The following is a 14,633-nucleotide window of genomic DNA, read 5'->3' as shown; positions in this document are numbered from 1 at the left end:
TATTCCTCCTGTTATTCTTTAAGATATTTTACTTCTTCATTTGTAAGAAATCTCCAATTACCCTTTTCTAAATTACCAAGCTCTATATTTCCAATAGCTACTCTTTTTAATTTTAACACAGGGTGATCTATTTTTTCACACATTTTTCTTATTTGTCTGTTTTTCCCCTCATGTATCGTTATTAACACTTCAGTATTATTATTTTTCGTCTTCAATAATTTTATATCTGATGGAGCAGTAATATATCCACCTATATCAATACCACTTTTAAATTTATTTAGTTTTATTTCATCAGGAGTACCTTTGATTACTGCTATATATCTTTTGTTTTTCTCTACCCTTGGATGCATTATATTATTATATATTTCACCATCATTAGTAAGAAGTATAAGCCCCGATGTATCATAGTCAAGTCTTCCAATAGGATATATTCTTTCATCTACCTTTACTAAATCTAAGAGGGTTTTTCTTCCTCTATCATCCTTAACAGTTGAAAGATATCCTTCAGGCTTATTTAAAGCTATATATAGCTTTTTTTCCTCAGGCTTTATAAGTTTACCATCTACTATAACAGTATCCTTTAAAGGATTTACCTTTGCTCCTAATTCTTTTACTATCTCATTATTTACTTTAACTTTTCCACTTAGAATTATTTCTTCACATTTTCTTCTTGAAGCTATACCACATCTAGCCATAAACTTTTGTAATCTTTCCATGTATTTTTTACACTCCTTTATCCTAGAGTAACATCCATAATCATCATTATTATAAATCCTATTAAAAGTCCATAGGTTGCTATTCTCTCAAAACCATGTTCGTGAGTTTCAGGTATTATTTCATCACTTATTACAAATAGCATTGCGCCTGCAGCTAAGGCCAATATAAATGGAAGTATAGGTTTTGCTACACTTACTAAAGATACACCTATTATGCCTCCAATAGGTTCAACTAAGCCTGTAAGGAGTGCTATTAAAAAGGCTTTTTTTGTAGAGTAGTTTTCCCTCAGTAAAGCTAAGCCTACTGCAAGACCTTCAGGCATATTTTGTAGTGCTATTCCCACAGCAAGAGATATTCCGTCATTTATATTATTACCACCAAATCCAACTCCTACTGCTAATCCCTCAGGAAAGTTGTGTATGGTTATGGCAATGATGAATAGCCAAACTTTTGTTAAGTTAGAGGTTTTTCCTTCAGATTTATTATTAAATAAATAATGCTCATGAGGTGCATACTTATCTATTAAATCCAGCATTATACCTCCACTTAATATTCCAGCAGCTGTTATAAGTACTGCTTTTATATTACCTCCTCCATAGTTAATTGAAGGAATTATAAGACTAAAACATGTGGCAGCGAGCATAACGCCTGCAGCAAATCCAAGCATTGCATCTAAATACTTATGAGATACTTTTCTGGTAAAGAATATTGGTATAGCTCCTATGCCTGTTGCTAAACCTGTAAATACGCTTGCTAAAGTACCAAGTATTATATTTGACATTAAATGCATCCTCCTACTAATTACTTCATAAAATAACCAATATTTATTATAATACATTTATATACAACTAAACAATAAATGTTAAAGCTCAGCACAAATTAATTATGCTGAGCTTTTAATATTTATATTATATATTATTGTGGAAGTAATAAGAATCTTAATACAAATAATACAGCTAATATATATATTATAGGATGTACATCTTTATGTTTTCCTGTAGCTACTTTCATTATTGGATAAAATATTATTCCAGCGGCTATGCCATTAGCAATACTATAACTAAATGGCATAATTGCTATTGTAAAGAAAGCAGGTACTGCTTCTGTAAAGTCATCAAAGTTAATTTCTTTAACAGAACTCATCATAAGTACTCCTACTATTACTAGTGCTGGAGCAGTTGCCTCAGATGGAACTATACCTACTAAACTACCTAAAAATAAGGAAAGTATAAATAGAAGTCCTGTTACTACGGATGTAAGTCCTGTTCGTCCACCTTCTGCAATTCCTGCAGTAGATTCTACATAAGTTGCAGTTGTTGTAGTTCCAAACATTGCACTTATAGTTGTAGCTATAGCATCGGCTAAAAGTGCTTTTTTCATATTTTTAATTTTACCATCTTCTTCAATCATATTTGCCTTTTGTGCAGTTCCTACAAGTGTTCCGATAGTATCAAAAAGATCTACTAAGCTAAATGTTAATACTACCATAAATATGCTTATGAATGCTCCTAAAACTCCTGTACCATCGTGATGCATAAGTCCCTTAAAATCAAAAGCCATAAATGTAGGACCAGGGTTCGCTGGCATACTTAAAAAGCTTATATCTTTTATATTTGTGATTCCCATAGGTATCCCTATTATAGTAGTAATAATTATAGATAATAGTATAGCACCTTTTATGTTTCTTGCCATTAAAACTGCCATTAAAACAATTCCTATTAAAGTTAATATAGTGCTAGGATTTGTAAAGCTTCCGAAACCTACAAGGGTAGATGGATTAGCAATTATTATACTACCACTTTTTAAGCCTATTAATGCTATGAAAAGTCCTATACCACCAGTAATAGCTATTTTTAAATTTTCAGGTAGTGCTTCTACAATTTTTTCTCTTATAGAAGTAACAGTTATTAAAATAAATAGTAGTCCTGAAAGAAATACTGCGGCTAATGCTTGTTGCCAAGTATAACCTAGTGTTAAACATACACTATATGTAAAGAACGCTGTAAGCCCAATACCAGGGGCAACAGCAAAGGGTAAATTAGCATATAGTCCCATAAGTATTGTACCAATAGCTGAAGTAATACACATACCGACAAATGCAGCCGCTATAACAGGATCATTTGCAGTAGAAAGATTGGCAGCCTTGTCCCCTATCACTCCTAATGAATTCATTCCTGAAAATTTTAATATATTAGGAATAACTAAAAGGGCATAGGCCATAGTAACAAAAGTAGTAAATCCTGCAAGAACTTCAGTTTTTACATCAGTTTTGTTTTGAGATAATTTAAAAATTGACTCAAATAATGATTTTTTATTGCTGTTTGAATAAATATTATTCATTACAGACCTCCTAAATTTAGTTTTTTAAATAAAAAAAGCTGGTAAAGGGTTATGAGCAAACCCGTTACCAGCATATGTTAATTCTATAGTAAATCCTAAAAATAAATGCAACAGATTCACCCATAGCAGGAAATTTGTGGTCTCCCGTAGAAACTTCTGAACCATATTATCAGAATTATATGGATGATAATATTCAATTTTTATTAATGATAACAGGAAAATTGCAAATGGTCAAGATTTTTTTGGATTTATGTTCACATCTACTCTATTTTCGATATTTTCATTAAACCTTGTATCTAAGTTATAAAATAAACCATGGCTGTCTCGTGTATGGATATATTCTTCATTTGCACTACCTTTTTTTTGCTCAGTTAAAAGATGATTTAATTTTGTATGTTGCAAGGTTTCAATAGTAGGGTCTTGCCTGTTGTGCAAATTATAATTTACTTTTTTAGTATTTAAACTTGGATCTAATCTGTCATTTAGTTGAAAGCCATTTTGCGCTATTGCTTCTCCTACATTTTTATTTATATCATCATAAGCAATAATAGGATCATCTGTATCATCAAATATAGGGGCTTTAATACCTCTATTTATAGTTCTACTACTCTCATAAGGCATTTTATAGGTACCTGGTATAGTATCGGGACCTAAGTCAGCAATATTAGCATTCATCTTACTATTTAATCCACCAGTAAACATATAAGGATCTCCAGTTATGGTATTTATAGCTTCACGACCTACAGAGGGATTTACCCTATCATTTTCTACTGTCATATCTAGAGGTATTGTATGAGAATCTTCTCCTAAGGGTTGATTTATATCTTGATATGGATCTACTGCATGTTCTTTAGAATCAAATAATAATGGATCTGTAGTGTCTTGAAATGCTCCCCAATTAGTAGATACACTTTTATTATTTTTTAATACTTTTTTATAATGTTTATTCATTTGTTACCCTCCTTTATTTAAGTTCAAGTTAAATTTTATTTGTTGGATAACATTTTTCTTTATATACATAATATATATTATGTATACTTAATTATCCAATAATACTATTTAATATTATTGTTATAAAAATTGATCATTTTATTCAAAAACTTTATAGGTTCCATTGGGTATTTACCAACTGACACTTCACTTGCAAGTAAAAAGCCAGTAACTTTTCTTGTAATAAAATTATATATGTCATTAACTTCACTTATATTTGGATTAGAGCAATTTTTCATTGAATTTAATACATAGGTAGCTATTATTACATCCTTATTTTCTAATAATGCATTTTTAATAATTTTTTCTTGAAATAATGGTATCTTAGCTATATCTACTTCACTTATTAAATCTCCTCTACCTATTACCACTCCATCGGCTACTTTTAATATATCTTTACTATTCTTAATACCTTCTTCTTCTTCTAATTTAGCCCAAATTAGTGAATTGTATTCCGATTTACCTTTATGAGTGTTTATAAAGTTTTTTAATTCAATAATTTGCTCTACTACCGAGCAATATGATAGGCATATTATATCCATTTTATTGATTAATGCCCATTTTATATCTTCTTTATCTTTATAATTTAATCTTAGATGTTTTCTTTTAACTCCTGGAATGTTTATGCCCTTCTCTCTCCTTAGTATTCCACCTTTTCTTACAATAGTATGCAATATAGAATTTTTATTTTGTAAAATATCAAACTCCATAGTTCCATCTTTCATTAAAAGCTTTTTACCATTAAAATTTTCAATAGAAATTCCATTGAATTTTAAAGGTATTAAAGGAATCATATCTCTATGTCTATCATTTTTCACAAATAAATTAGCCTTTTCATTATAAAAGTCTACCTTTTGACCTGGATACACTTTTATTTCAAATTTAAACTTATCACTTATCCTTATTTTACTACCTTGTATATCAGCCATAATAAGTATATGAGGGTAATTTGATTTAACATATTTAATTAAATCCTCAGAATATCTATAATCAATATGAGAAAAATTAAATCTTAATACATTTGCTCCATTTTCTATAATATTTGTTATACTATCAATATTATTTACTTTAGGTCCAATAGATGCTATTATATACATTTTGTCATACCTCCTTGAATCACTTATAGAAAATTTAAAAATTACTATAAGCTTTTATATTTCTTTTTTATATTATTATAAACTAAATATTATATTTAAAAAAGTTTGTTTTAATTTTAATTATTTACATAATATTAATATGTAAATAATTAATTCATTATCATATTTACGCTATTTGAATATAATGAATTATGACTAGTACTCCTATCTACGACAATAAACATATCATAAAAGGAGGGATAGGATATGAGTCATAAGCATAAACACAAAGATTGTTGTAAGAAGTCTAGCTGTTGTTGTAATAGAAATCGTCAATGTTGCCATAGTCATGAATGTAATCAATGCTGTGGAGGTAATTCATTTTTAGGAAACAACAATAATTTTTTACTACCTTTAGTTTTAGTAGCTTTGTTTTGTAGAAGATGCTAAAGATTATTAAGAGCAGTATTTATATACTGCTCTATTTTTTATTCCAATTTATTCAATATATAGGCAATATATGTTATAATATATATTATTTAATGTAAGTACATGGCAAAGTTAAAAGGGGGCCAAAATCATGGGAGAAAAGTATTATTGTGATGCTTTAAGTGATGATTCAATTATTAATGTTTCTAATTTTATATATCCTAAAATTAAAGATAAAAAAAAGATTTTGATACTTTGTATAGGCACTGATAATTGTTTAGGAGACTCTTTTGGTCCCCTAACTGGTACACTTCTAAAGGAAAGCAATTGCTCTTATGACATACTAGGGGATCTTGAAAATATTATAGACTTGGGTTTTATTAAATCTAATAATGATACAATTAAAGACAAATATAAAGATCATTTTATAATTGCATTAGATGCTTGTTTAGGAGATAAAAAAAGTATTGGTAAATTTATAATAGAGGATACCCCTTTAATTCCTGCTTCTGCCTTATGTGATAGTGCATTTTGTATGGGAAATGTATCTATAAAAGCTGTTGTAAATAAATATCATAATATTAAATATGCTAATTTATATATGCTTCAACAAACAAGATTATTTTATGTATATTCTATGGCTAATAATTTAGCTAAATCTTTATTAAGAACATATAATCTAAGTAATTCATTGACCAATTCAAATTATGATAATAATAAAGTGCTACTGTAAAAAATAAGAGGATGGAATTTTCCATCCTCTTATAATACTCTTCTCTTCTTTAATAAATTTGTTAATATAAGTGCTATAAACCCGCCTAAAAGTGCAGTAATAAGCTGAGGAGCTCCCATGCTAATTACTAACTTATCTGCAACTTTTTTAGGAATGGCTAAGTTAAATATAGTAATAAGCTTAGAAGATGCTAAAAATAGAAATCCAAATTTTAATAATGAACTTATTATTATTCCAAAAATACTAGCTTTATCCCCCATTTTGTTTATTAATGAAAATGCTACCACGAATATAATATTACCTAACATTATAAAAGGTACAAATGGACCAAATGGTGCTGGTAATTGGCCAATAGACCATGCTAAAAGAGGAGTTAGTCCTCCAACCAGTATTCCCCATTGCATTCCACAGCTTATAGCTGCGATTATAAGTACAGCATTTACTATAGATCCAACAAATAATTGACTTATTTGAGGGAAATTCCTTCCTATAGCTTGTGCTGCAATGGCTAAAGCTAATAATAAAGATGCTCTTACTAATTTTTGTACAGTATTCATTTACGTCCCCCTAATTATAAAATTATTTCTTTGTCATAGCCGACTTTACATTTACACCTTTTATTTTTCCAATTTTACCTGTCATGGCACTTATCTCATCTGATGTACCATCTACTATAAGAGAAATTACACTAATTCCTCTTTCTCTATAAGGAATACCTAATCTTCCAACTATTATAGATGCAAATTCATGTAACGTATTATTAACCTTTTCTGCACTTTCAAGTTCCTCTACAACTATGCCTACTACTCCTATTCTTTTATCCATAAATTATCCTCCTCTATATAAATAAAAACCTTCTAGAAAAGCTCTAGAAGGTTTAAATGCGTTATTATTCATGTATTTCCCCCTTTTGCTTAGTAGCTTCCTTGCAATTAGGCATATTAAAATATAATATCTCTTTTGCTCGTAAAAATTACCAACAAAAGGGATATATCTTATTATACTTTTTTAGTACATTTTAGTCAATTAATATATTTTTAATAATATATTTAAAAAAATTATATTTTACATTATTGACAGCTTAAAATAATAAACTTAATAAAAAAAAAATTTAGTGAGATACTAATTATAATAATATAATGAAAGTAGTTGATAGCAGTGCTTAAGTTTAAAAAAATTATAATATTTACATTATCTTTCGTTTTAGTCTTTATAGCTATAATTAGTACTAAGAATAAAAATTTAAATATATTACACGCTAAAGATAAATCAAATCCTTTAAGCGCTTATAATGCAGATGATTCAACCTATAAAAGAACTGTATATCTTACATTTGATGACGGTCCTACCTGTATAATTACAGATAAGCTATTAGATGTTTTAAAAGAAAATGACGTAAAAGCTACATTTTTTGTAGTAGGTAAGGAAATTGAAGGGCGAGAAGATATACTAAAAAGAATACACAATGAGGGTCATGCTATAGGACTTCATACTTATTCTCACAATTTTAAAAGTATATATTCAAGTAAAGAAGTATTTATAGAAGAAATGGAAAAGGTGCGTAATAAAGTTAAGGATGTTATTAATATTTCACCTTCAGTAATAAGATTTCCAGGCGGAAGCGCTAACCATCTCACTGAAGATTTTTTGTTAAGTTTACATGAGCATAATTTCAAAGTTTATGATTGGAATGTAGATATTTTTGATGGAGTGAATCCAAATTTAACTACAAATAAACTTGTTCAAAATGCAAAGAAATATAAAGAAAGCTATAGCAGACTTATATTATTACTTCATTGTAATTCTAAGAATAAAAACACTGCGAAAGCTCTTCCACAAATAATCAGATACTATAAAGACTTAGGATATGACTTCAAAGTTATAGATAACAATACACAAGAATATTATTATAAACTAAAAAAATAGAGCATACTATTTAACATGCTCTATTTTTTTAGTTTTATTATTTGTTCATTAACTTTTCAACTTTTTCAACTACATTTTCTACAGTAAATCCAAATTCTTTAAATAGTATTTCTGCTGGAGCAGATGCGCCAAATCTATCAATTGATATTATTTCTCCATCTAATCCAACATATTTATGCCAACCAAATGAAGAAGCTGCTTCTACTGCAACTCTTTTTCTTATATTCATTGGAAGAATCTTTTCCTTATATTCTTCTCCCTGAGCTTCAAATACTTCTAAAGAAGGCATACTTACTACTCTAACATCTATTCCTTTTTCTTTTAATACTTTGGATGCTTCATATATTAATTCTACTTCTGAACCAGTAGCCATAAGTATTGCATCTGGTATATCTTTTTCAGAATCCTTAAGTATATAAGCACCCTTTAAAGCTTCCCTACCTGTTTCATCGTATAAAGGAAGATTTTGTCTTGTTAATACTAATGCTGTTGGACCTTCTTCATGAGTTATAGCATGATACCATGCAGCAGCAGTTTCCTTAGAATCCGCTGGTCTGTATACTGTCATATTAGGTATACTTCTAAGTGCAGCTAATTGTTCTATAGGTTCATGAGTAGGACCATCTTCTCCTACTCCTATACTATCATGTGTAAGAACATAAGTTACAGGAAGTCCCATAAGGGCTGATAATCTCATTGATGCCTTCATATAATCAGAGAACACAAAGAATGTTGATACAAATGTTTTAAGTCCTCCATGAAGAGCAATACCATTACCTATAGCAGCCATAGCATGTTCTCTAACTCCAAAATGTAAATTTGCTCCGCTTCTATCTTCTTTTGAAAAATCACCTTTGTCTTTCATATAAGTTTTATTAGATGGTGCAAGGTCTGCAGAACCTCCAATTAAATTAGGAAGAACTTTAGCTAATCTATTTATCAATTCTCCTGAGGATGCACGTGTTGCCATCTTTTTATCAAAACTCCAAAATGACTCATCGTTTAATAAATCTACATTTAATTTATTAGCAAACCATAAATCCCATTCTTTAGCAAGTTCAGGATAGCTTCCATCATATTTTTTCTTTAACTCATTCCAAGTTCCTTCTTCTTTTGAGAAATCATTTTGAAGGTTTTCCATGTGATTTCTAACTTCATCTGGAACATAAAACTCATCTTTATAAGCCCATTTTAAAAATTCTTTTGAAGCTCCTATATTATCTACTCCTAATGGTTCACCATGAGCAGAAGACTTGCCTTGTTTTGCTGGACATCCATATCCAATATGTGTTTTTACTATAATAAGTGAAGGCTTGCTTTCTTCATTCTTAGCTTCTTTAATTGTTTTATCTATGGATTCTATATCATTTCCATCTTCTACATAAAGTACCTGCCAATTATAAGCTTCAAATCTCTTACCCACATTTTCTCTAAAAGCTATATCTGTATGTCCTTCTATAGATATATTATTTGAATCGTATAATGCTATAAGCTTTCCAAGTCCTAAAGTACCTGCAAGGGATGCTGCTTCTGAAGTAATACCTTCCATTAAACATCCGTCTCCTACAAGTGTATATGTATAATGATTTATCATTTCAAAATCAGGTTTGTTAAATTTTTCAGCTAAATAACTTTCACTTATAGCCATACCTACAGCATTACAAAATCCCTGTCCAAGTGGTCCTGTAGTAGTTTCTACTCCAACAGTATGCTTGTATTCAGGGTGTCCTGGTGTTTTGCTTCCCCATTGTCTAAAATTTTTAAGATCATCAATTGTTAATCCATATCCAAACATATGAAAAAGTGAATATATAAGCATAGAACCATGTCCTGCTGAAAGCACAAATCTATCTCTATCTATCCAGTTAGGATTTTTAGGATTATGTTTCATATTTTTTGCCCATAAGGTATATGCCATAGGTGCTGCACCTAATGGTAATCCTGGGTGACCAGAATTAGCCTTTTCTATAGCTTCTGCGGATAAAAATCTTATGGTATTTACAGCTAAATTATCTACATTATTCATGTAATCATCACCTTTCTAACTTATTCTATTAATATTATAAACTAAAACTATAGTTTTTCAAATTAAATATAGAATTTTTTTGTATTATATAGAATCTTTTCTAAACCCCTTTCCTTCTACTTCCGCTACATCCAATATAGAAATAAAGGAATTTGGATCTATATCTTTCACCATTTGTTTTAAAAGTGGTACTTGTGGAAGATTTACTACACAATATAACACCTTTCTTTCAGCATTAGTATATGCACCTTCACCATATAAAAAAGTAACACCTCTACTTAAATTTTGCATTATAGCTTCACTAACTTCTTTTTCTTTTTCAGTTATTATAAAAATCAACTTATTTTTTCTATCAAAACCTTTAATAACCATATCTATCATATATGATGTTATATATATAGATACTAGTGTATATAATGCACTTGTGATTCCGAATATAAATGCTCCTATAATAACTATTACAGCATTTACTGAAAATGTAGTAGTTCCTATATTAAAATTTTCATTTTTCTTTTTCAAAACCGAGGAAATTATATCTAATCCTCCAGTAGAGCCATAATAAGTAAATGCTATTCCTATTCCTACCCCATTTAATATTCCACCATACAGGGATAACAGCAAAGTATCATCTATGGAAATTATATTTTGTAATGGATTTGTTACTATAAGCATTACAGAAAATGAAATAGTTGCTATGATAGTGTATAACGTAAATCTTAAGTCCATTTTCTTATAACTTAAATAAAGAAGTGGTATATTTATTGCAAGAGTTGAATACCCCGCTGGTATATTAAATACATATTGTAATATAAGAGCTATACCAGATACTCCTCCACTCAAAAGATTAGCATTTACTATAAATAGGTTAATACCTAATGACGATATTAACGTACCTATAATTATAAATGTTAAATTTTTTAGATGCCACGCTATAGGTTTATCTATTATTTTTAAATTCATATAGTATACATCCTTCCCTACAAATACGATATCATATATTATAATTTCCTTTTTAGATAATTTTATTATATACTTTATTAAATATACTGATTAGCAGCTGCTGCCCAATCCTTAGTTATTTCTTTCATTGCTTCTATTGCAATATTTACATCATTTTTCATAGTAGGTTTATTAGATAATTTTTTTACTTCACCTTGGGGATTTGTAAGCGATAAATTTTCTTCCTTTCCTGTAAGAACCCATAACGTTTTATAATTTATTGGATTTACAGTAAGTTCCTTTTCTCCTACTCCATCTGTGAAATATATGAGGAAATGATTCCTTAACTTATTATCATATATATATTCAAATACTGGAGAAAAAGCAGTGCCTCCCTTTGTATCCACTTTTGGTTTTACATCTTTTTTACTTTTAACCTTATAATTTCTTCTTATACTATTATCACATTCTATAATAGTAATTTCTGATTTATAATTTTTAACTATATCTAATACTTCAATCATTATTTTTTCAACTTCTTTATCCGTTATACTTCCACTTATATCTATTGCTATTATTATTTGTGCTAAATGATTAGAAAGCTTTCCCCTAAGTTCAAGTCTATGCGGTTGTCTCCTATCCTTTCTAGTTATGGTTTTCTTATAACCTGAAGGCATTGTACCTAAAATCTTTTTTAAATAATCACTCCAAGATATTTCTGCTTTTTTATTTAATAAATTTATAGCTTTTTCTATTGATGTAGGCATTTTACCTCTTTTGGCATTTTCAACTGTCTTTTTAGTAAGTTCATTTATATGTTCCATATTAAAATCATAATTATCCTGCGTCCATATATCATGGATTTTTTCTATATCTAATACATATTCACTTTCAGATCCACTCTTATTAAACACTTCCTTTGATATTTCTGTACCTGAATCTTTAATTAATTTCTCTATAGCATTATGAATTTTTTCTGCATAGTATTCTGCTGACTCTTCATATTCTAAATCTACATTATAAGATAAACTTACTTCCTTTATGCTGCGACTCCAAGATGGTAAATTTTCAATATATTGATTTATAGAAACGTCTAAAGCTAAATTTACTATAGCTTCACTATATTTCTTTCTAAGTTCTGTATGTCTTTTAAAATGTCCAAACATGATATGATATATTTCATGCTTTATAAGAGCTCTCATTTCTTTTAAGGAACACTGTAAAAATATTGTTGGATTAAAATGTAATATAAAGCTGGATAAGGATACTGTGGTTCCTAATGCACTAACGGTATTATAATTTATGTTTCTTTTCATTTGCATAGTGAATAACCCAAAAAAATTATCTTCTCCCTCCATTAGTGAAAAAGTACAATATTCTGTTAGTTTATTAAATTTTACTCTAAAGCTTTCACTTTTGCTTAGCTCTTCTCCTAAAGTATATACTTCTTTTAAAAGTTCTTTTCTTAAATTCTCAAAACCATTGCTATTCATCAATATCTCCTTTAATCCTCTAAATCTTCATATAGACTAAAGTATCCTTCAATAAATATATCATTATTTATAAATTCTTTGTACAATGAATCACTGTAACTAAATTTAATCTCCTGCATTATACCTACCTTTAAATCTTTAGGATACATCTGAATAAACTCCGAAAATAAGTTTATCTCCTTATCTCCATGTTCAATGTCCTTTAGGTATGATAGAGCATTTTTAGCTGCAATATAAAGTCTTGAATGACTTTCACTTTTCACTTTTACGTATAATTCATCGCTTAAGTATCCTTTTTCAAATATATCTTGTGGTTTAATAATTGGGTTTTTGTTTTCTTCTAAAAAATTTAAAAAGTCTTGTGCAATGCTTCCGCCTACATTTCCCTTTATTAAATTATAAAATATTTTACTAGGATATTTATTTTTATTACTCAAATAAATTTCATAAGCTTTCGAAACTCTTTGCCAGCTTCTTGGAGTTGCTTTTATACTTTCCTCTATATAAGGTGTATGTAGATACTCTGGAAAGGTTCCAATAAATTCAACAATATCTTTATGTATATTTCCCTCTTTACTCATTGCCCATGTAAGCCAAGTTTTTGCATCTGAATCAATATCAATCCAAACGAACCTATTTTCCTGGGCAGGATCCATATCTACTACTTGATATTCACTTTGATGATATTTATCGTATTTATTAGAAGGATTCATAGCAGCAATTACATATACATTTTCAGGAAGCATGTACCCATTTATTTCCCTATTTAATATTAAGTTCATAAGCTCTTGTTGTACTGTATGTTCACATCTGTTTATTTCATCTATAAATAATAGCACTTTTCCAGCATTATTTTCTCTTAAATATTCCTCTATTTGCAAAAGTTTTATATGTATAGCATATACCGTTCTTTTATTTTTAATCATTTTTCCATCTTTACTTACTACATAATCTTCTACTGTAGGAAGTCCTCCTATTTCTCCTTCTTTTAAAAGATTAGCATCTATATTTACTACATAATAATTTTCATCTACACCTAATTTCTTTATCAATGAAGTTTTTCCTATACCGCTCTCTCCTATTAAAAGTGGTACTGCACCGCTTACTATTGCAAGTTTTACTGTTAAAAGCGCATCATTAAAATTCATTTATTATCACTCCTTATGTTCCAAGTTTATAGTCTACTAATATTTTCTTAGTTTTCTTACTTCCATACTTATGAATAAATTTTATTCTATTGAACTTAAATGCTTCACATTCTATAAAGTCAATTACATATTTGCTATCTATGTCTTCTTCCCCTAGTTTAAATTTTATTGTATCTAATAACTTTTCCTTGCTATACTCATCTATATACTTAGCTATTTTTATATTTTCTACTACAAGCACTCTTAACTTTTCTTCATTTAAGTTTACAATATATCTCATTGACTCTTCATTTTTGTTGATTGCAACTTTTTCAACCTCTAAAAATGGATTTTCAATATATTTTAGTACACTCCAATCTTTATGTACTGCCATAAGTTGTAGTTCTAAAGAGGGCTCTTTTATATATTTTATGGAATCTGGATCTCTATCTATTGCTAACTTTTGAATTTCATAAGGAGGCTCTTTTATAAATTGTAGTGCCCATCCCCTGTTTTTTACTGCTTCTTTCATAACCTCTATTGAAGGAGTTTTTATAAACTTTAGTGAATTCCATGCATTTTTTACAGCACATAGGCACATTTCCTCTGTAGGATTATCTATATTTTTTATGAAATATGGATCCCTTTTTATGATATCTAAATTTTTTTCTATATTCATATACTCCTCACCATCCATGATTTAACTTTTATATTTTCTGTTAATATGATATCATATTTCATAATTTTAATAAACAATAATTATTACTTACTAAGAATAAGTGATAAGGGGCTGTCTCAAAATGATTTTTTAATCATTTTGAGACAGCCCCTTATTAT

At 28.8% G+C, this 14,633-nt stretch carries 15 protein-coding genes and 1 riboswitch; of the genes, 3 read left to right on the top strand and 12 right to left on the bottom strand.

The features are described 5' to 3' along the window. Positions 1 to 11: 11 nt before the first annotated feature. The 5 genes from CRN98_RS00070 to CRN98_RS00050 all read right to left on the bottom strand — a co-directional run bounded on the left by CRN98_RS00070 (position 12) and on the right by CRN98_RS00050 (position 5,144). On the bottom strand, positions 12 to 716 hold the full coding sequence (locus CRN98_RS00070; RefSeq protein WP_097025385.1) for a pseudouridine synthase: 705 nt from the start codon (positions 714 to 716) through the stop codon (positions 12 to 14). 17 nt (positions 717 to 733) lie between these two features. Continuing rightward, positions 734 to 1,498 (bottom strand): ZIP family metal transporter, encoded by a 765-nt coding sequence (locus CRN98_RS00065; protein WP_097025384.1) that lies wholly within the window; start codon positions 1,496 to 1,498, stop codon positions 734 to 736. 134 nt (positions 1,499 to 1,632) lie between these two features. Continuing rightward, on the bottom strand, positions 1,633 to 3,057 hold the full coding sequence (locus CRN98_RS00060) for an NCS2 family permease (RefSeq protein WP_097025383.1): 1,425 nt from the start codon (positions 3,055 to 3,057) through the stop codon (positions 1,633 to 1,635). A 103-nt stretch (positions 3,058 to 3,160) separates the two neighbouring features. Beyond that, positions 3,161 to 3,260, bottom strand: a riboswitch (purine riboswitch). A gap of 28 nt (positions 3,261 to 3,288) precedes the next feature. Beyond that, a complete protein-coding gene (locus tag CRN98_RS00055) occupies positions 3,289 to 4,008 on the bottom strand; it encodes a hypothetical protein (protein WP_097025382.1) in 720 nt (239 codons plus the stop codon). A 104-nt stretch (positions 4,009 to 4,112) separates the two neighbouring features. Further along, positions 4,113 to 5,144, bottom strand: a complete 1,032-nt coding sequence (locus CRN98_RS00050) for a pyruvate kinase (RefSeq protein WP_097025381.1) — start codon at positions 5,142 to 5,144, stop codon at positions 4,113 to 4,115. Between the two features lie 246 nt (positions 5,145 to 5,390). Between CRN98_RS00050 and CRN98_RS17435 the strand changes: the two genes are divergently transcribed. Both CRN98_RS17435 and yyaC read left to right on the top strand, forming a co-directional pair. Continuing rightward, positions 5,391 to 5,573, top strand: coding sequence for a hypothetical protein (locus CRN98_RS17435; protein WP_143331263.1), 183 nt, complete (start codon positions 5,391 to 5,393; stop codon positions 5,571 to 5,573). A gap of 130 nt (positions 5,574 to 5,703) precedes the next feature. Next, positions 5,704 to 6,285, top strand: a complete 582-nt coding sequence (gene yyaC, locus CRN98_RS00045; RefSeq protein ID WP_097025380.1) for a spore protease YyaC — start codon at positions 5,704 to 5,706, stop codon at positions 6,283 to 6,285. 29 nt (positions 6,286 to 6,314) lie between these two features. On the opposite strand, the gene CRN98_RS00040 is transcribed toward yyaC, so the two are convergent. Then, entirely contained in the window at positions 6,315 to 6,842 is a 528-nt protein-coding gene (locus tag CRN98_RS00040; RefSeq protein ID WP_097025379.1) for an ECF transporter S component, read from the bottom strand. Positions 6,843 to 6,864: 22 nt separating this feature from the next. Beyond that, positions 6,865 to 7,110, bottom strand: coding sequence for a TM1266 family iron-only hydrogenase system putative regulator (locus CRN98_RS00035; protein WP_097025378.1), 246 nt, complete (start codon positions 7,108 to 7,110; stop codon positions 6,865 to 6,867). A 333-nt stretch (positions 7,111 to 7,443) separates the two neighbouring features. Here CRN98_RS00035 and CRN98_RS00030 point away from each other — a divergent pair, with 333 nt between their 5' ends. Continuing rightward, positions 7,444 to 8,211: a polysaccharide deacetylase family protein gene (locus CRN98_RS00030; protein WP_097025377.1), complete on the top strand. Its 768-nt coding sequence runs from the start codon at positions 7,444 to 7,446 to the stop codon at positions 8,209 to 8,211. 37 nt (positions 8,212 to 8,248) lie between these two features. On the opposite strand, the gene tkt is transcribed toward CRN98_RS00030, so the two are convergent. The 5 genes from tkt to CRN98_RS00005 all read right to left on the bottom strand — a co-directional run bounded on the left by tkt (position 8,249) and on the right by CRN98_RS00005 (position 14,475). Then, positions 8,249 to 10,237 (bottom strand): transketolase, encoded by a 1,989-nt coding sequence (gene tkt / locus CRN98_RS00025; protein ID WP_097025376.1) that lies wholly within the window; start codon positions 10,235 to 10,237, stop codon positions 8,249 to 8,251. Positions 10,238 to 10,321: 84 nt separating this feature from the next. After that, a complete protein-coding gene (locus tag CRN98_RS00020; protein ID WP_097025375.1) occupies positions 10,322 to 11,197 on the bottom strand; it encodes a YitT family protein in 876 nt (291 codons plus the stop codon). 77 nt (positions 11,198 to 11,274) lie between these two features. Then, positions 11,275 to 12,669, bottom strand: a complete 1,395-nt coding sequence (locus CRN98_RS00015) for a vWA domain-containing protein (RefSeq protein WP_097025374.1) — start codon at positions 12,667 to 12,669, stop codon at positions 11,275 to 11,277. Positions 12,670 to 12,680: 11 nt separating this feature from the next. Continuing rightward, complete coding sequence (locus tag CRN98_RS00010) at positions 12,681 to 13,817, bottom strand: AAA family ATPase (protein ID WP_097025373.1); 1,137 nt, start codon at positions 13,815 to 13,817, stop codon at positions 12,681 to 12,683. A 13-nt stretch (positions 13,818 to 13,830) separates the two neighbouring features. Then, on the bottom strand, positions 13,831 to 14,475 hold the full coding sequence (locus CRN98_RS00005) for a hypothetical protein (protein WP_097025372.1): 645 nt from the start codon (positions 14,473 to 14,475) through the stop codon (positions 13,831 to 13,833). Positions 14,476 to 14,633 lie beyond the last annotated feature (158 nt).

Origin of the sequence: Clostridium peptidivorans (assembly GCF_900205925.1) — a bacterium.
Classification (GTDB): domain Bacteria; phylum Bacillota; class Clostridia; order Clostridiales; family Clostridiaceae; genus Clostridium_AK; species Clostridium_AK peptidivorans.
Note: the sequence above shows the minus strand (reverse complement) of the source record. Positions and strands in the feature narration are given on the sequence as shown.